The sequence below is a fragment of the Rhizobium sp. 768_B6_N1_8 genome (assembly GCF_051811225.1).
In the GTDB taxonomy this organism is placed as follows: domain Bacteria; phylum Pseudomonadota; class Alphaproteobacteria; order Rhizobiales; family Rhizobiaceae; genus Rhizobium.
This window is the reverse complement of the sequence record NZ_JBPWPV010000002.1, coordinates 2,019,748-2,037,454: the sequence shown is the minus strand read 5'-3', so window position 1 is coordinate 2,037,454 and position 17,707 is coordinate 2,019,748. Positions and strand designations below refer to the sequence as shown.

Sequence of the window (17,707 nt, the reverse complement as noted above, 5' to 3'; positions counted from 1 at the left end):
GGCAATCAGCGCTCGCCGCGGCGATAGGGCTGCATGAGCGCCTGCGGCACGCGGGCGCGCCGCGCCATCACGGCAAGGGCTGCGATCGACAGGAGATAGGGCGTCATCAGGAAAAGCTGATAGGGCACGTACCCTCCCAGCACCGTCTGCAGCCTCAGCTGAAAGGCATCGAAGAAGGCAAAGAGCAGGGCGCCGAAGAGGGCCCGGCCCGGCCGCCAGGAGGCGAAGACAACGAGCGCGATGGAAATCCAGCCGCGTCCCTGGACCATGGTCGGGAAGAAGCTGTTGAAGGCTGCGAGCGTCAGGAAGGCGCCGCCGACGGCCATCAGCGCACTTCCGGCAATGATCGCGCCATAGCGGATCCTGATCGGATCGATGCCTTGGGCTTCCGCCGCATGCGGATTTTCGCCGGTCATGCGGATCGTCAGGCCTAGTGGGGTTCGAAAGATCAGATAGCCCATCGCAAGCGCCAGGAAGATCGCCAGATAAGTCGGCGCTGTCTGTGCAAAGAGGGCAGGGCCGAGGAAGGGCAGGCTGGAGAGAAGCGGGATGTCGAGTGGCTGGAAGGGCACGATCGTCGGTGGCGTGCCGGCAAGCGGCACGACCAAGCGGAAGACGAAATAACTGAGGCTGGAGGCAAAGAGCGTGATGCCAAGGCCCGTGATATGCTGCGACAGGCCGAGCGTCACGGTCAAAAGCGCATGTAGCAGGCCGAAGACCGCGCCGGCGAAGGCTGCGACCAGAAGGCCGGTCCAGAGATCGGCGCCGTGGAAGACCGCAAGCCAGCCGATCATCGCCCCGAAGGTCATGATGCCTTCGATGCCGAGATTGAGCACGCCGGCCCTTTCGCAGAGAAGCGCGCCGAGCGTGCCGAAGATCAGCGGTGTCGCGATGCGCAGCACAGCGGCCCAGAGGCCTGCGGATGAGACGATGTCGATGAGAGCCATCATCTGCGGATCCTGTATTGGGTGAAGAACAGGGCAATAAGCATGGTGAGCAGCGAAACGGCAACCGTCACGTCGGCGATATAGGTCGGTATGCCGAGTGCCCGGCTCATGCCGTCGGCGCCGACGAACATCGTGGCGGTGAAGAGGGCGGCGAAGATCACGCCGATCGGGTGCAGGTTGGCGAGCATGGCGACGATGATGCCGGAATAGCCGAACCCGGGCGACAGATCCGTCGTCACATAGCCCTTCACGCCCATCACCTCGATTGCGCCGGCAAGACCCGCCAGCCCTCCGGAAAGGCAGGCGACCTTCACCAGCGTCATGCCGAGCGGCACGCCGGCAAAGGCGGCGCCGGCGGGATTGAGGCCGGCTGCGCGTGAGCGCAGACCAAAGACGGTGCGCGACTGGAGGAGGTGGACGGCGAGCGCAATGAAGATGGCGATGATGAAACCGACATGCAGCCGCGAACGCGCCACCAGCTTCGGTAGCAGCGCATGATCGCTAACCGGCATGGATTGCGGCCAGCCGAAGGCGAGCGGATCCTTCAGCACACCATCGATCAGCATGGAAACGAAGAGCAGGGCGACGAAATTCAAAAGCAGGCTGGTCACCACTTCATCGACTGAAAAGCGCAGCCGCAGCCAGAGCGGCACGAGGATCAGCACCATGCCGGCGACGGCGCCCGCAATCAGCAAGGCGGGGATAAGCAACGCTGCGGGCAGTCCGGCCAAGAGCTTGGAGCCGAGTGCGGCAACTGTAATGGCGCCAAGATAGAACTGGCCTTCGGCGCCGATATTCCAGAGCCGGGCGCGGAAGGCGACGGCTGCGGCAAGGCCGGTCAGCATCAGCGGTGTGGCCCGCGTCAGCGTCTCGGTCGCCGAAAGCCGCGTGCCGAAGGCGCCGGTGAGGATACGCCAATAGGCTTCGAACACGGGCGCGCCGGCAAGCGCGATGAGGATGCCGGCAATGGCGAGTGCGGCGATGACGGCGGCAATTGGTCCCGCTATGACCAGATAGAGCGGGCGGTGATCGCGGCGTTCAAGACGCATGCTGGGCCTCGGACGTCCATTCGCCTGACATCATCAGGCCGAGTTTTCTGGGATCGGCACTTTCCGCATCGATGGGCGGCGACAGGCGCCCCTTGACGATCGCCTGGATGCGATCGGCAAGGCCGATCACCTCGTCCAGATCCTCTGATATCAGAAGCACGGCCGTGCCCTCCTTGCGTGCCTGCAATATCCTTGCATGGACAGCCGCGACGGCGCCCTCGTCGAGCCCGCGTGTCGGCTGGGCCGCAATCAGGATCTTCGGCCTGTCATGCAGGTTGCGGCCGAGGATGAGCTTCTGCATGTTGCCGCCCGATAGAAGCCGCGTGCGTGTCGCCGGGCCGCCACCGCGTATATCGAATTCTGCGATGATCTCCTGGGCGAAGGCCATGCCGGCCTTACGGTCGACCAGCCCGTGACGCGAAAAGCGCGGCGAGGTGATGCGCTCCAGCACGGCATTTTCCCAGACAGCGAGTTCGCCGATCGCGCCTTCCTTGTTGCGATCCTCAGGTATGCGGCCGATGCCGGCAGTAATCAGGCTTTCGACGCCGATTTCGGTGACCGGCTGTCCGAACAGCAGGATCTCCCCGCTGCTCCAGCCGGTAAGTCCGCTGACGAGATGGCTGAGCGTCGCCTGGCCATTGCCGGAGACGCCGATAATGCCGAGCGTTTCGCCGGCATGAAGCTGCAAGCTGATTTCCTTCAGCCGCTCCTGGCCGCTGTCGTAAACGGTGACGCCGACGGCTTCGAAGACGACAGCACCGGGCGTTGACGCCTCACGCACGGGGCGTGTCACCCGCCTGCCGACCATGAGTTCTGCGAGCTCGGACTTGCTGGTCTGACCGGTCAGCCGTTCGGCGACGACCTTTCCGCCGCGCAGCACGACGACGCGGTCAGCTGCGCTGATCACCTCGTCCAGCTTGTGTGAGATGAAGATCAGCGACAGCCCCTGCCGCGCCATTTCCCGAAGCGTCCGGAAGAGACGTTCCGCCTCGATGTTGGTCAGCACCGCCGTCGGCTCGTCGAGGATCAGGATGCGGGCGTCGTTATAGAGCGCCTTGAGGATTTCGACGCGCTGCTGTTCGCCGACTGAGAGATCGCCGAGCCGGGCATCGGGATTGACGTCGAGGCCGAAGCGCGAAGAGATCGACAGCAGTTTAGCACGGCCGGCCGCCTTCTCCGACTTCCAGGACCAGAGCTTTTCCGTTCCCGTCATGACGTTTTCGAGCACCGTCAGGTTCGGCGCCAGGGAAAAATGCTGGTGCACCATGCCGATGCCGGCGCGGATCGCCGCCCGCGGCCGGCCGGCCGGCAATTCGGTGCCCTCGATATGGATCGTTCCCGCATCCGGTACATAGTGGCCGAAGAGGATGCTCATCAGTGTCGTCTTGCCGGCGCCGTTTTCGCCGAGCAGCGCCAGCACTTCGCCCTTGGCGAGGCTCAGCGAAATATCCTCATTGGCCTGGATGGCGCCAAAGCGCTTGCTGATGCCGGCAAGCTGAAGCACGGGAGCTGATGTCATGGGGCAAGTCCTGCAATGGCATGGGGATGGATCCAACGTTGCTCGGCTTCCAGCCGCGAGGCAAGGGCAAGCAATATGGGTTCCCCGCCCATTGGTGCCATTAGCTGAAGGGGAAGCGGCATTGCGTCCGCATCGTGTCCATAAGGCAGGGTCAGCGCCGGAAAGCCGGATATATTGGCAAGGCAGGCGAGCGGCGCAAAGCGCGCCATGCGGTTCAGATGCAGCTCCGTGTCGTGATGATCGGTCGGAAAAGAGCCGATCGGCAGCGGCGCTGTGGCAAGCATGGGTGTGAGCAGGCAATCGATGCCGTCGAACAGCCGCCAGAGATCATGGCTGACATGCGGCATGGCGCTGAGGGCCTGCCAGAGCGCGGTCGGCTCAAGCGCTGCCCCACGCGCCGCAAAGGCGGCGGTCAGCGGCTCGGCTTTCGATAGGTCGAGATGCAGGCTTTCGACGAGCCATGCCAGATTGATCGAAATGATATCTGCGAAAATGGCGGCACTTGCAGCGACGCTTGCTGCAAGCCGCTCCCATTCAACGGTGACGATCTCATGCCCGTCCTGTTCGAGGCTGCGGGCCGCGGCTTCGACGGCTTCCTGGCGTGCCGGCTCGGTGGGGAAATCGCTGCTGGTCTGCGTCAGCAGGCCGATGCGCAGGTGGAGTTTTTCGTTCTTCGCGAGGGCCGGTTCCGCATAGGGACCGGCGGGTTTTCCGCGCAAGGCTTCGAAGATCGCGCCTGCGTCGCGAACGGAACGGCAGACGGCGAGCTCGCTGGCGATGCCGCCGAGATGATTGCCGAACCCCGGTCCGCCGGGAATGGCGCCGCGACTGGCTTTCAGGCCGACGAGCCCGCAGCATGCCGCGGGCACGCGGATCGAGCCGCCGGCATCCGTTGCGTGGGCGATTGCGACGATACCGGCTGCGACGGCCGCAGCCGCACCGCCGGAGGAACCGCCCGCCGTGCGGGAGGGATCGAGCGGATTGCGACAGACGGGCCCGCGCACCGGCTCGCTTGCAAGCGAGAGGCCAACTTCCGGGCTGGTGGTAAGGCCAAACAGGCTGAAACCGGCCTGCCGGAAGCGCGCCGCGAGATCGGAATCGGCCGACGGATCGAGCATCCCGTCGAAGAGCCGCGAGCCGGCACGAACGGCCAGCCCCTTGAATGGGCCACCGAGATCCTTGGCAAGCGTCGGCACGCCGGCAAAGCGCCGGGCGGAGAAAGTGGCGGGATTGTTTCTGAATTCGCGATCGAGCGCAGCGGCATCCGCCGTGCCTAGCGCTTCGTCGATATGACAGATCGCGCCAAGCGCCTCGTTGGCCCTGGCGGCTGAAATCGCCTGCTTCATCGCCTCGGCACAACCAAGTGCATCGCTCCTGATCCGGGCGGCGAGCGCTATCGCGTCGCCGCCCGGTATCGAGCCCTTGCTTGCATCAGTCCCGTTCATGCGGCTGCCGGCTTATTTCGGCTCCTCGGGCATGATGGGCACTTCGAAGGCGCCGGACTTGATGGCGGCGCGCTTGGCCTCCATCGCCGCTTCGGCTTCCGCCGGTGCGACGCCCTTGACGTAGACGATATCGCTGCCGCCTTCCTTCATCAGGCCGAAGCGCGTGTAATTGTTGCCGGTCGGCTTGCCGGCCTTCACATCGGCGATCGCGGCATTGAGGATCGGACGGAAGCCCCAGATGGCGTTGGCAAAGACGGTGTCTGGATAACGCGGCGTATAGTCGATCAGCGAGCCGACGGACTTGATGCCGCGCTCCTTGGCGGCGTCCGCCGTGCCGATACGTTCGCCGAACAGGATGTCGGCGCCGGCATCGATCTGGGCGAGGCCCGCTTCGCGCGCCTTCGGCGGATCGAAGAAGGTGCCGATGAAGGCGACCAGATGCTTGGCATCCGGGCGGACTTCCTTCACGCCCGCCGCAAAGGCATTCATCAGCATGTTGACCTCGGGGATCGGCAGCGCGCCGACCGAGCCGACAATGCCGGATTTCGTCATCTGGCCGGCTAGCATGCCGGCCAGATAGGCGCCGTCATGGTTCCAGGTGCCGAAGACGCCGAAATTGTCGCCCGATGCTTCGCCGCTCGAACCCAGCATGAAGGCGGTTTTCGGATAATCGGCAGCAACCTGGCGGGCTTCGCGCTCGACGGCGTAGGCTTCGCCGACGATGAGTGCTGCACCCTGTTCGGCATATTCGCGCATGGCGCGGGGATAGTCGGTGCCCGAAACGCCTTCGGAGAAGACATACTCGATCACGCCTTCGGAAGCGGCGTCCTGCAGCGCCTTGTGCAGACAGGAATTCCAGGCATTTTCCACCGGCGAGGCATGGATGCCGGCAACTTTGAGTTTTTCCTGCGCCCAAAGCCTGGGTGCAAAGGCGGTCGCGCCGAGTGCCATGCCGGAGGCGAGCACCGTGCGGCGGGAGATAGTGATCTGATTTTTCATGAGTTCCCCTCTTTTTTACCAGATGGATAAAACTCTATGGATCGCCCAAAATTGTGTCAAGTAATGCTGCTGCGCAAAAACTAGACAATGGTTGTGAGCGCCCGCGCTCTGAGGCCAGAGAGAGGAGAAAAGGCCCGCTATTATTGGTGCTGCATGACACTCAAGCCGCCGTCGATCGTCAGGCAAGTGGCATTCATGAAGGTGCATTCGTCCGAGATCATGAAGACTGCGGCCATGGCGATTTCCTGCGGCGTGGCGATACGCCCACCCGGATGCAGCTTCATCGTATCGGCCTTGGCCTTTTCCGGATCAGGGAAACTGTTCCAGTAATCGATGACCTTCTGGGTCGAGACGTAGCCGGGAGCAATCGCATTTACCCGCACGTTTTGGGGCGCATATTCGATGCCGAGAGACTTGGTCATGCCGAGCAGCGCATGTTTGGCGAGCGGGTAGGGGAAGGTGTGGGGAATGATGGTGAAGGCGTGCGTCGAGGCGATGTTGAGGATCACCCCGCCGCCTTGCGAAATCAGGTACGGCAGAACCGAACGGCAGCAGTGCCAGGCGCCCTTGAGATTGATGTCGAAGCAGCGCTGCCACTCTTCGTCCGTCGTCTGCAAGGGTTCGGCAAAGACGTTGACGCCGGCATTGTTGACGAGGGCATTGATGCTGCCGATCTGCTCTTCCGCCTTGCCAACGGCCGCCTCTATAGCCGAAACATCGCTGATGTCGGCCGCCTGAAAGCCAAGTACAGTGCCCTTCGATGCGAGTGCTGCGGCTGTCTCTTCGAGCAGCGTTTCATCGCGGTCGACGAGGAAGAGGCGGGCATCCTCGGCGGCATATGCTTCAGCGATCGCCTTTCCGATCCCTTGCGCGGCACCCGTGATGAAGACCCGTTTTCCGCAAAGGCGGTTTGTCATCGTCTGCTTCCTCTTTATGCTCGTTCTCTTGTGATCAGGATATGGCCTGCGGCTGCAGGCGGATCGAGCCTTCCAAGCTTTCGCCCGGCTGCAAGACCTTGAGATCGCCAAATCCGGGAAGATTATGCCCGTTGGCGAGATGGGACATCGGTTCGAAGCAGAAATAGTCTCGGCGAAATCCGGGGTCGAAGCGCTCGTCCGACAGGAAGATGACCGCGTGGCGGAAGATCGGGTCCGCCGCCAGGTCAAGCGCGGCACGGCTCTCGGGCCAGGTAATGCGCGCGTTACCGCTCCAGCCCTCAAAGCCGTTATTGATCCAGCGCCGCGGCAGGGGCGCGGGCTGCGAGAAATCGAGATCGGCAGGGATCTCGGCCGGTTCGCCTGGCAGCCAGCCCTCCGTCTCGGTCCAGAAGTGCTGTGCCTTGGCAAGAAGCGTCGTCTGTTCCGTCAGCGGAAAGAACGGATGCCAGCCGAGTCCGAAGGGCAGGGCCGCCTCACCGGTATTCTCCACGCTCATATGCAGCTTTAGCCCCTTGCCCGACAATCTGAAGCTCTGCTTCGCCTTATAACTATAGGGCGAACCGTCCGCCCGGTGGCGGAAACCGATCTCAGCGCCTGTGGCACTCTCGGAAAGAAGCGCCCAGTCGGCCAGCCAGCCATCTCCGTGGAGGTAGTGTGGGTCCCAGGACGTGTTCGGCTGAAGGCTGTAGTCGCGTCCTTCGAAATGGAAACGATTGCTCCTCACGCGATTGCCGAAGGGCACGAGCGGATAGCAGGCCGACGACAGTGCATCGGCATCATCGGCTGCCGGCCTCAGAAGCGGAATTTTCCGGCCATCCCGCATCCAGAAGAAATCAAGGAGCACACCGCCGGCCGTCGAGACACGGGCCGAAAGTGCACCCTCCTGCAAATCGATGATCGCCATGAAACAATGCCTTCCCCACGGATCGAGGCTGATCCGACTGTGGCGGCACCCTATTATCGGTCGATTGATTGTCAATATAGATAGGATTTATTTTGCATATCCGGCGGCGTTCGAGCCTAAGTTTCTGGTGATTTCGGCGAGTTGAGCCACGCCAATATGAATTTAGTCGGCTTTTCGCCCGCTGAATCGCATAAATAATCATACACAAATCTTGACTGGTATGATGTTTATTTTTATTCAATGGCTGCTGCCGAGTGAGCGGCAGATCGAGATTTTAGGGAGAGAGATTATGCGCTTCTTCAAAGCAGCCATCCTCGCTGGCGCCTTTGCCGTTCTGGCCGTCGGCTCCGTCCTGGCGGAGGATGTCAAGATCGGTTTCATCGTGAAGCAGCCGGAAGAGCCCTGGTTCCAGGACGAATGGAAATTCGCCGACCAGGCCGCCAAGGAAAAGGGTTTCACCGTCGTCAAGATCGGTGCCGAAGATGGTGAGAAGGTCCAGTCGGCGATCGACAATCTCGGTGCACAGGGTGCCCAGGGCTTCATTATCTGCACGCCTGACGTCAAGCTCGGTCCCGGCATCGTCGCCAAGGCCGCCGCCAACCAGCTTAAGCTAATGACGGTCGACGACCGTTTGGTCGGTGCCGATGGCAAGCCGCTGGAAGACGTGCCGCATATGGGCATTTCCGCCACCAAGATCGGCGAAGGCGTTGGCCAGGCAATCGTCGACGAAATGAAGAAGCGCGGCTGGGACATGAAGACTGTCGGCGCAATCCGCGTCTCCTACGACCAGCTTCCGACCGCCGTCGACCGTGTCGAAGGCGCAATCTCGGTGCTGAAGGCCGCCGGCTTCCCGGCTGAAAACATCTATGATGCGCCGCAGGCAAAGACCGATACGGAAGCGGCACTCAATGCCGCGACCACCGTTCTCAACAAGCATGCCGACGTGAAATACTGGGTCGCCTTCGGCCTTAACGACGAGGCCGTGCTCGGCGCAGTGCGTGCCTCTGAATCGGTCGGCATTCCCACCGACAACATGATCGGCGTGGGTATCGGTGGTGCGGAATCGGCGATCAACGAGTTCAAGAAGCCGTCTGCGACCGGCTTCTTCGGCACGGTCATCATCTCGCCGAAGCGTCACGGCTATGAAACCGCACTCGACATGTATGACTGGATTGCCAACGGCAAGGAGCCGGCAAAGGTGACGCTGACCTCTGGTTCGCTGGCGCTGCGCGGCGACTATGAAAAGGTTCGCAAGGACCTCGGCATCGAATAATCATCCTCTGATGATGATTTCATCCCGGCGGCATCTTCGGCCGCCGGGCATATTCTCGACGGAGCGATGATGGCTTTCCTCGAATTCAAAACCATTTCCAAGGGCTATCCGGGCGTCCAGGCGCTCTCCAACGTCTCCTTCGGCGTCGACAAGGGCGCCGTGCACGGGCTGATGGGCGAAAACGGCGCCGGCAAGTCCACCCTGATCCGCGTACTCTCGGGCGACCAGTCAGCCGATGAGGGCAGCATTCTCATCGATGGCCTCGAGCAGAAATACAGCTCCGTCCGCGATGCCTTCCACGCCGGCGTTATCGTCATCCATCAGGAACTTCAGCTCGTTCCGGAACTCACGGTTGCCGAAAACCTTTGGCTTGGCCGCTTTCCCGGCAAGGCCGGCGTCATCAACGGCAAGGCCCTCGTTGAGACTGTGCGCGCCAAGCTCGATGAGATCGGTATTGACGTTGATCCCTCGGTAAAAGTATCCGCGCTTTCGATCGGCGCCCGCCAGATGGTGGAGATCGCCAAGGCCGTCATGCTTGACGCCCGCGTCATCGCGCTCGATGAGCCGACCTCGTCGCTCTCTTCGCGCGAAAGCGAAATCCTGTTTTCTCTGATCGGCAAGCTGAAGGCCAAGGGCACTGTTATCCTCTATGTTTCCCATCGCCTCGACGAGATCTTCCGGCTTTGCGACAGCCTGACCGTCCTGCGTGACGGCAAGCTTGCCGCCCACCATCCAAAAGTCGCCGAGACGACGCGCGAGCAGATCATCGCCGAAATGGTGGGGCGTGAGATCAACAATATCTGGGGCTGGCGCGAGCGCCCGCTTGGCGAGACGCGTCTTGAGGTCAAGAACCTCGCCGGCTTGAAGCTCCGTAACCCCATCAGCTTTTCCGTCCGCAAGGGCGAAATCCTCGGCTTCTTCGGCCTGATCGGTGCCGGGCGAAGCGAAATGGCGCGCCTGCTCTACGGCGCCGACCACCGCCATCAGGGGAGTGTTACGATCGATGGCGTGGCTGTCTCCCCAAGCAATCCGAAGGCGGCGATCAATGCCGGCATGGTTCTCTGCCCGGAGGACCGGAAGTTCGACGGCATCATCCAGGGCCGCTCGATCGAGGAAAATATCGCGATCTCCTCACGCCGACATTTCTCGCCCTTCGGCGTTCTGAACCCGAAGAAGGAAGCTTCGGTTGCCGACCAGTTTATCGCCAAGCTCAGGGTACGCACGCCCTCGCGCAAGCAGGACATCATCAATCTCTCCGGCGGCAACCAACAGAAGGTCATTCTCGGCCGCTGGCTCTCGGAACAGGGTGTCAAGGTGCTGGTCATCGACGAGCCGACGCGCGGCATCGATGTCGGCGCCAAGTCGGAAATCTATGAAATCCTCTACGAACTCGCAGCCGGCGGCATGGCGATCGTCGTCATCTCCAGTGAGCTGCCCGAAGTCATGGGCATTTCCGATCGCATCATCGTCATGTGCCAGGGCCGCGTTGCCGCCGACGTGGCGCGCGCCGATTTCGACGAACGCAGCATTCTGACCGCGGCCCTCCCCGACAAGAATGCCGCCGGTACCATATAATTCAGGAACAGCAGTGATGAACGCGTTGAAAAAAGTCCTTCTCGGCGAACAGGGTCTGGTAGTGATCTTCGCGATCGCTTTCGTGATCGTCTCACTGACCGTGCCGAGCTTCCTGACCGAACGCAACATGCTGGGCCTGCTGCAGTCGGTGGTAACGATCGGCATCGTCGCCTGCACCATGATGTTCTGCCTTGCCTCGCGCGACTTCGACCTTTCGGTCGGCTCGACCGTCGCCTTTTCCGGCATGATCGCCGTCATGGTATCGAACGCGACCGGCTCCATTCCGCTTGGCCTGCTGGCAGCGCTTGTTTGCGGCAGCATCGTCGGCGTCGTCAACGGCGTCGTCATCGCCCGTTTCCGCATCAATGCGCTGATCACGACGCTCGCGACCATGCAGATCGTCCGCGGTCTGGCGCTGATCGCCTCTGACGGCCGCGCCGTCGGCATCAACGATCCGGCCTTCTACCAGCTGGCGCTGTCGCGCTTTTTGACGGTGCCGACGCCGATCTGGATCATGGCTCTGCTCTTCATCATCTTCGGCTTCGTCTTGAACCGCACCGTCTTCGGCAAGAACACGCTGGCGATCGGCGGCAATCCGGAGGCTTCGCGCCTTGCCGGCGTCAATGTCGTCACCATGCGCATCTGGATCTTCGCACTGCAGGGCTTCGTCTGCGCCATCGCCGGCATTCTGCTCGCCTCGCGCATCACGTCCGGCCAGCCCAATGCGGCGACCGGCCTGGAACTCTCCGTCATCTCGGCCTGCGTGCTCGGCGGCGTGTCGCTTGCCGGTGGCCGCGCGGCGATGACCGGCGTGATCGTCGGCGTGCTGATCATGGGCATTGCCGAAAACGTCATGAACCTGCTCAACATCCAGGCCTTCTATCAATATGTGGTGCGCGGTCTTATTCTTCTGATCGCCGTCCTGCTCGACAATATGCGCTCGTCGGCTGCCGGGCGCGGCAGTCGCGCGTGATGACCAGATTTCTTGGGAGAAGCCCGCTGAGCCTATTGTTGCACATTGATGAGAAAGCATGGCGCTGCTCATGGTGACAACGAGACCAGCGGTACGGGGGACGTTATGAGCACGCGATCAGGACTTCTGCGAACGGGGACTACGTCAGCCAACCTGGAACAGGGGCGGCGCACGGTGCGCGAGGAGCTGTTGAAGAAGCTCATCGGGCAGATCGTATCCGGTGACATTGCCGAAGGCTCGCTGCTGCCGAACGAAGCGGAGCTTTCCGAGGTCTATGGCGTCAGCCGCACCAGCCTTCGGGAGGCGATGCAATATCTGTCGGCTCTCGGCATGATCCGCTCCCGCACGCGTGCCGGCACCAGCGTGCTGCCGCGCGAGAACTGGAACTATCTTGATCCGATGGTCCTCGATGCGACGCTCGAATTCAGCGACGACCGCAGCTTTTACGATTCGCTCCTCGATGCCCGTCAGCTTCTGGAGCCCGCAGCAGCCGCACAGGCGGCTGCGAACGCCACAGCCAAGCAGCTCGCCCAGATCGCCGAAGCCTTCGAGGACATGGTGGCCGCCAACGCCCGTGACAACGAGGCCTGGAGCCAGGCCGACCTCGAATTCCACACTGCCATCATCAATGCCAGCGGCAACTGGGTGTTCCGCCAGTTCGCCACCGCCATCCGCGCTGCCCTGCTCGCAAGCTTTCGCCTGACCAACCGGGCAAGCCAGAGTCACGACTACGCCATCGCCCGGCATCAGGATGTGCTCGACGCCATCCGTATGCGGCGGCCCGATGCGGCGCGTTTTGCCATGGAGCAGCTGATCGGCACGGCGCGAATGGAATTGAGCGACGCCTTGCGCGTCGGCAAGCCGGGCAAACAGGAATAGGCGCCCGTCTCCCGCCGAGGTAAAGGAACATTCAAAATTCCATCTGCCGACAGAAAGTATATTAAGTTTGAAGTCCTTTTGCGCATTCGCTAGTAACTGGGTGTAAACTCGGCTGCTTGAAAGGACGATGGGCGCGTGGACGAGACCGAAAAACTGCAAACGCACAGGCGCGGCTCCGGCGTATCGACGGTCTATGAGACGCTTCGAAACGAGATCATCGAGCTGAAATTGCCGCCGGGCAGCCCGATCGACGAACAGCAGCTGTCGGATCGTTTTGCGCTGTCGCGCACGCCGATCCGCGAGGCCTTGGTGCGGCTTGCAGCCGAAGGCCTGATCACCACGCTCACCAACCGCGCGACGATCGTCTCGAACATCGATTTCCTCGGCCTGCCGGAATTTTTCGACGCGCTGACGCTGATGTACCGCGTCACGACGCGGCTTGCGGCTGCCAATCACGCCGAAGGCGATATCGCCGCGATCCTTGTGCAGCAGAAGGCTTTCGAGGCGGCGGTCACGAACCGCGATGTGCTCGGCATGATTTCGACCAATCGCGACTTCCATATCGCGATCGCCCAGGCCGGCCGGAACAGATATTACGTCGAGCTTTTCACCCGGCTGCTGGATGAAGGTCGCCGCATTCTGAGGCTCTACTATTCCTCCTTCAACGATGTGCTGCCGCGCCAATATGTCGGCGAGCACGAGGAGATGATCCAGGCGATCATCAATCGCGACGTGACGCTGGCCGACAGCCTGGCATCTGCCCACGCCGATCAGATCGTCGGACAAATCCGCTCCTACATCACCGCCGATTCCCGACACAACGCTAAGCTGGCTCTCTAAGCCGCCGGCAAAATTCTCGCACCGTAGCAGCAGTGCCTCGCCCAGCATGGACGGAAAATCGTTCTCTGTATTTTTATTGTCGACAAGAAGTCGGCAAGATGCTACATGCCTCATCAACCCCGCTGTCCGGGGAGTTTTCCAGAGAACGAGAGATTGGCGATGACTGGTTCCGTATTCCAAGGCTGCATCCCGGCGCTCATGACGCCCTGCAACGACGACCGCACCCCAAATTTTGACGCGCTTGCCCGCAAGGGCAAGGAACTGATCGATCTCGGCATGTCCGCCGTCGTCTATTGCGGTTCGATGGGCGACTGGCCGCTCTTGACCGATGAGCAGCGTCAGGAAGGTGTCCAGCGCCTCGTCGAGGCAGGTGTTCCGGTTATCGTCGGTACCGGTGCCGTCAACACCAAGTCGGCAGTCGCCCATGCTGCGCATGCTGCGGCCGTCGGCGCCAAGGGATTGATGGTCATCCCCCGCGTGCTGTCGCGCGGTTCGTCCGTTTCGGCCCAGCGGGACCATTTCTCGGCGATCCTCGAAGCGGCCAAGGGCCTGCCGGCGGTCATCTACAACAGCCCCTATTACGGCTTTGCGACGCGCGCCGATCTGTTCTTCGATCTGCGTTCGCGCTTTTCGAACCTCGTCGGCTTCAAGGAGTTCGGCGGCAAGAGCGACATGACCTATGCGGCCGAAAACATCACGTCCGGCGATGATGCGCTCACGCTGATGGTTGGTGTCGATACCGGCGTCTATCACGGCTTTGTCAATTGCGGCGCGGGCGGAGCAATCACCGGCATCGGCAACGCGCTGCCGAAGGAAGTGCTGCATCTCGTTTCGCTCTGCGAACAGGCAGCCAAGGGTGATGCGGCCGCCCGCAGCGCCGCCCGCGAGCTCGAAGAGGCGCTGATGGTTCTGTCGACCTACGACGAAGGTCCAGATCTCGTGCTGCACTACAAGTATCTGATGGTGTTGAACGGCGAGACTGAATACACGCTGCACTTCAACGAGACCGACAAGCTGAGCAACTCGCAGCGCCATCACCTCGAAAACCAGTATCACCTGTTCAAGACCTGGTACGCTGCGCGTTATCCGAACGCCGCCTGAAGCTGTCAGGAACGCTTCGGCCTCGCAGCTTGCCTGCGAGGCCGCTCAAAGAAGGCGCGCCCCATCAGGTGGCCGCCGCGCGCAGGCAAATGGATTGCTGTTGGTTTTCCTACGGGAGACGGGTTCAGTTCGCCACATCGGTGGCGGCCAGGGAGTGGATCAGCATCGTCAGATCGCGTCGGATCTTCAGATCCGTGATACGCTCGATTTCCCTGGCAAGATAGGCTGCCTCGTCCTCGACGCCAGCGCCCGCCTCGGTTTCGATGCCGTTGATGAACCAGCCGGCATCCACCTTCATGAAGTCGCATAACCGCAGCATGACCGCGACGGACAGGCGGTTTGTACCATTCTCGTATTTCTGGATCTGCTGAAACGCGACGCCGATATGCGCAGCGAGTTCGCTCTGGGTGAAGCCGCGAGCGGCGCGCACGGAGCGTAATCTCTGGCCGATTGCCAAATTCAGTTCCTGATCTTTCATGCCTCTCCTTGAGAATACTTCCGTCGACTGCAGATCTTGCAGGTTCTCTTTACATGATCGGCTTTTGAGATCCACCTCCATCTGTCAAAAGCGTCAGTTGTTCTTTGAGTTGCCGCTGTTCTCTCTCAGACAGATGCGCAATCTCATTTTCGACGAAGCTCGCGATGGCCCGTGGGTCGTCGCCAAACCGGCGTGCCCCTTCCGCGCAGAGAGCGATGATGGTTGCCATCGGATTGGCAGGGTCCGTCATTTTTGAAATCCCCCCTGAAATCTTCGTCCTTCGCGCAGTACGCGTTCTGGAGTTGAAGTGGGTTGCACAGACAACGAGGCCGACCGATGGTGAACAAATATCCCAATCTTCGATGCCAAGTCGCAACGACCCCGGACCATGTTCGGGATGCGATGATCTTGAGAAGCATCTGCTTTGTCCATGAGCACGGTATCTCGCCCTCCTTCATCTTCGACGGTAATGATCACCAGGCCACGCATTTCGTCTTTTATGATGGCGAAGAGCCGGTAGGCTCGCTTCGCATCCGCTGGTTCGCCGACTTTGCCAAGTATGAACGAACCTGCTTCCGCGAAAAGTACCGACACCCTTTTACGGTTAAGCGTTGCATTCAGATGACCTTCGATCATGTAGCGCGCAAGGGCTATACGAAGGTTCTGACCCAGGCCGAGCAGCGCCTTGCGCGGCTGTGGACCATTCTCTTCGATCTGGAGATCGTCGACAGCCCGCCGGTGGAAATCGCCGGCCATCCGGAGCCCTATCTGACCGTTGTCGGCACGATCCCCGCGTCATCGGATCCGATTACCATGGAAAGCAGCAGCGCCATGCTGTTGCGCATCGAAGGTCAATGGGACGCCCCGAGTTCGTTTGAGACAGCATAACAATGGCAGGTTTTGACAACGCGGGCGACATGTCTGCAACGGCTGCGCTGCAGGAGGAAATTCTCACGCGCACGAAACTACACACCGAAATGGTGCGTCGTCTCATCAATGATCCGACAGTGCAGCCGGTCGAGCTCGCCGGCTTCCTGGAAGATGTCGCGAATGCCTATCTTTCGATCTCCGAAGAGCTCAGCCAAATTGTGAAGGCGGCGGAGGAGCGATAGTTTCGAGCATCTTGCGCAAGCTCTCTTCCTGTTCGTGCCGCCCGGACGGGAAGGTCAATCTGCTTTCGAAAGACGGGTTGGTCCTGAAAATATCGACGATCCAGTCATAGACGGCGGCCACCGGTCTCGATTGCCGGCGATTGGCAACCGAGGTCAGATAGACGGGCAGGGCGACATGCACGCCGAGATCGAGCGGCACGAGTTCGGGATCTGCGAGCACGTAATTGCCGAGCAGCCCGACGCCTGCGCCGTTGCGAACGAGAGCAAAATAGGCAAGCGAATTCTCGCAGTTGTGTGTCTGGTGGCCGGCTTCGACGAGGCCGCGCCAGCCATCCCAGATCTCGCGTTCGGAAGCATAATAGTTGCACTGCACATAGACATGCTGGGAGATGAACTGGCGCTGCGGAACACCGGATTTCTTCAGATAATCACGGCTGGCGATCGGAATGAGATGAAGGGTGCCGATCTCGACGCAATCGACATCCGCCCTCGAAATCGGAGAGAGCGAGATCATCAGATCGGCCTGGTTCTTCTCGAAATTGACGAGCGACACCTGTTCGCGAATATCGAGATTGAGGCGCGGATAGTTGTCGTTCAGCCGGGGCACAGCGGGAGCGACGATGGCGACGGCAAGGCCGGAGGTCACGCTGACGGCAACCCGTCCGGTGACGGCGTCCATCTCATCCTTCAGGTCGTTGGAAAGGGAAAACAGCTGGAAATCGAGCTCTGCAACCTGGATGGCGAGCTTGCGCCCGGTTTCTGTCAGCGTGACGCCGGAAAAGGTCGAGATGACGAGTTGCGAACCGATCTGGTCCTGAAGGCGCTTCACATCACGGCTGACGGTCGGCGCACTGGTGCCGAGAAGCTCAGCGGCCTGAGCAAAGGAAGGGCTTTTGGCGACCGCCAGAAAGGTCCTGAGTTCGCGCCAGATCGGCCGCGAAAGCAGGCCTCTGATTTCAAGTGGCGATTTATCCAGATCGGCGCGTTCGCTGCCGAATGGAAGAGGAGGGAAGGGTTTGTTCACGACCGCCTCGCGTATGAGTGGAGGCGCAACAATATACTTAATCGGGGATTACGGGCAATTGTTGAAGAATGACAGCTTATGGGCGTTGAGAAGTCGCAGTTTAAAGATCGCGAACGTCCATTCTGGTCGCCGGCTTCTGCAAAATACCACTGAGTTGGTGTAAAATTCTATTTTTGCATTTTAACAAAGTGGCGCTATTCTAGTCACTTAAATCGATCTAATCGGGTCATTTACGCAACTCATGGGGTGTGTTAGCGTTTTGCGGCGGGCAAGATCCGATTTCAACATTCCGTTTCGGGACCGATGCAGGCGGGCCTGCCCGATCGCGAAACTTTCGCCAAGCTCGGAGGCAAATCAAGGCGATGGCCGATGGAATTTCTGATATGATTGATAGCAATGGGCCGGTGGGATTCCTGCGGCTCTTCCGTCTTATTTCTGCGGCAAGAGATAGTGCTTCATCACTGGAGCTCGTGGATCTCGTGCGTCTGATGGATATGGCGCTCATGCAGACGGCGCTCGACTGGGAAGGGCTTGATGCCGAAAACCTGGATGAGCGCGACTTCCTGAATCTCATCCGGGAGAAACAGCAAATCGCTCACCAGACGCATATCCATGCCGTTTCAAATTGAAATGGCATGATTACTGAGGGGA

The 17,707-nt window shown here is 60.8% G+C and carries 19 protein-coding genes; 9 read left to right on the top strand and 10 right to left on the bottom strand.

Going from position 1 to position 17,707, the window contains the following annotated elements:
• Positions 1 to 5: 5 nt before the first annotated feature.
• From AB8B33_RS33750 to AB8B33_RS33720, 7 genes are all read right to left on the bottom strand, one after another.
• Entirely contained in the window at positions 6 to 950 is a 945-nt protein-coding gene (locus AB8B33_RS33750) for an ABC transporter permease (protein ID WP_439018709.1), read from the bottom strand.
• Positions 947 to 1,996, bottom strand: coding sequence for an ABC transporter permease (locus AB8B33_RS33745; protein ID WP_439018708.1), 1,050 nt, complete (start codon positions 1,994 to 1,996; stop codon positions 947 to 949). Before AB8B33_RS33745 ends, AB8B33_RS33750 begins: the two co-directional genes overlap by 4 nt.
• Entirely contained in the window at positions 1,986 to 3,515 is a 1,530-nt protein-coding gene (locus AB8B33_RS33740) for an ABC transporter ATP-binding protein (RefSeq protein WP_439018707.1), read from the bottom strand. The genes AB8B33_RS33745 and AB8B33_RS33740 overlap by 11 nt, the downstream gene beginning before the upstream one ends.
• The gene (locus AB8B33_RS33735; protein ID WP_439018706.1) at positions 3,512 to 4,960 is read right to left on the bottom strand and encodes an amidase; all 1,449 of its coding nucleotides are present in this window, start codon (positions 4,958 to 4,960) and stop codon (positions 3,512 to 3,514) included. Before AB8B33_RS33735 ends, AB8B33_RS33740 begins: the two co-directional genes overlap by 4 nt.
• Positions 4,961 to 4,972: 12 nt before the next feature.
• Complete coding sequence (locus AB8B33_RS33730) at positions 4,973 to 5,959, bottom strand: BMP family protein (RefSeq protein WP_439018705.1); 987 nt, start codon at positions 5,957 to 5,959, stop codon at positions 4,973 to 4,975.
• Positions 5,960 to 6,099: 140 nt separating this feature from the next.
• On the bottom strand, positions 6,100 to 6,876 hold the full coding sequence (locus tag AB8B33_RS33725; RefSeq protein WP_439018704.1) for an SDR family oxidoreductase: 777 nt from the start codon (positions 6,874 to 6,876) through the stop codon (positions 6,100 to 6,102).
• Positions 6,877 to 6,910: 34 nt separating this feature from the next.
• Positions 6,911 to 7,801 (bottom strand): aldose 1-epimerase, encoded by an 891-nt coding sequence (locus AB8B33_RS33720; protein WP_439018703.1) that lies wholly within the window; start codon positions 7,799 to 7,801, stop codon positions 6,911 to 6,913.
• 289 nt (positions 7,802 to 8,090) lie between these two features.
• On the opposite strand from AB8B33_RS33720, the gene AB8B33_RS33715 reads away from it, so the two are divergent.
• From AB8B33_RS33715 to AB8B33_RS33690, 6 genes are all read left to right on the top strand, one after another.
• Positions 8,091 to 9,074, top strand: coding sequence for an arabinose ABC transporter substrate-binding protein (locus AB8B33_RS33715; protein ID WP_439018702.1), 984 nt, complete (start codon positions 8,091 to 8,093; stop codon positions 9,072 to 9,074).
• A gap of 69 nt (positions 9,075 to 9,143) precedes the next feature.
• Positions 9,144 to 10,649 carry an L-arabinose ABC transporter ATP-binding protein AraG gene (gene araG / locus AB8B33_RS33710; protein ID WP_439018701.1) on the top strand — a complete coding sequence of 502 codons (1,506 nt, stop codon included), beginning with the start codon at positions 9,144 to 9,146 and terminating at the stop codon, positions 10,647 to 10,649.
• Positions 10,650 to 10,665: 16 nt separating this feature from the next.
• The gene (araH, locus tag AB8B33_RS33705) at positions 10,666 to 11,622 is read left to right on the top strand and encodes an L-arabinose ABC transporter permease AraH (RefSeq protein WP_162748085.1); all 957 of its coding nucleotides are present in this window, start codon (positions 10,666 to 10,668) and stop codon (positions 11,620 to 11,622) included.
• A 105-nt stretch (positions 11,623 to 11,727) separates the two neighbouring features.
• Positions 11,728 to 12,501 carry a FadR/GntR family transcriptional regulator gene (locus AB8B33_RS33700; RefSeq protein ID WP_007825326.1) on the top strand — a complete coding sequence of 258 codons (774 nt, stop codon included), beginning with the start codon at positions 11,728 to 11,730 and terminating at the stop codon, positions 12,499 to 12,501.
• A 135-nt stretch (positions 12,502 to 12,636) separates the two neighbouring features.
• On the top strand, positions 12,637 to 13,341 hold the full coding sequence (locus tag AB8B33_RS33695) for a GntR family transcriptional regulator (RefSeq protein WP_439018700.1): 705 nt from the start codon (positions 12,637 to 12,639) through the stop codon (positions 13,339 to 13,341).
• Positions 13,342 to 13,500: 159 nt separating this feature from the next.
• Positions 13,501 to 14,442 (top strand): dihydrodipicolinate synthase family protein, encoded by a 942-nt coding sequence (locus tag AB8B33_RS33690; RefSeq protein WP_439018699.1) that lies wholly within the window; start codon positions 13,501 to 13,503, stop codon positions 14,440 to 14,442.
• A 124-nt stretch (positions 14,443 to 14,566) separates the two neighbouring features.
• On the opposite strand, the gene AB8B33_RS33685 is transcribed toward AB8B33_RS33690, so the two are convergent.
• Together AB8B33_RS33685 and AB8B33_RS33680 are read right to left on the bottom strand one after the other, a co-directional pair.
• Positions 14,567 to 14,920, bottom strand: a complete 354-nt coding sequence (locus AB8B33_RS33685; RefSeq protein ID WP_439018698.1) for a helix-turn-helix domain-containing protein — start codon at positions 14,918 to 14,920, stop codon at positions 14,567 to 14,569.
• Positions 14,921 to 14,969: 49 nt separating this feature from the next.
• Positions 14,970 to 15,170, bottom strand: a complete 201-nt coding sequence (locus tag AB8B33_RS33680) for a hypothetical protein (RefSeq protein ID WP_439018697.1) — start codon at positions 15,168 to 15,170, stop codon at positions 14,970 to 14,972.
• 152 nt (positions 15,171 to 15,322) lie between these two features.
• On the opposite strand from AB8B33_RS33680, the gene AB8B33_RS33675 reads away from it, so the two are divergent.
• A complete protein-coding gene (locus AB8B33_RS33675) occupies positions 15,323 to 15,808 on the top strand; it encodes a hypothetical protein (RefSeq protein WP_113182666.1) in 486 nt (161 codons plus the stop codon).
• A gap of 2 nt (positions 15,809 to 15,810) precedes the next feature.
• A complete protein-coding gene (locus AB8B33_RS33670) occupies positions 15,811 to 16,032 on the top strand; it encodes a hypothetical protein (RefSeq protein ID WP_007825337.1) in 222 nt (73 codons plus the stop codon).
• On the opposite strand, the gene AB8B33_RS33665 is transcribed toward AB8B33_RS33670, so the two are convergent.
• On the bottom strand, positions 15,998 to 17,056 hold the full coding sequence (locus AB8B33_RS33665) for a LysR family transcriptional regulator (protein WP_439018696.1): 1,059 nt from the start codon (positions 17,054 to 17,056) through the stop codon (positions 15,998 to 16,000). The genes AB8B33_RS33670 and AB8B33_RS33665 overlap by 35 nt on opposite strands.
• Positions 17,057 to 17,418: 362 nt before the next feature.
• On the opposite strand from AB8B33_RS33665, the gene AB8B33_RS33660 reads away from it, so the two are divergent.
• Positions 17,419 to 17,685, top strand: a complete 267-nt coding sequence (locus AB8B33_RS33660) for a hypothetical protein (protein WP_439018695.1) — start codon at positions 17,419 to 17,421, stop codon at positions 17,683 to 17,685.
• Positions 17,686 to 17,707: the final 22 nt, after the last annotated feature.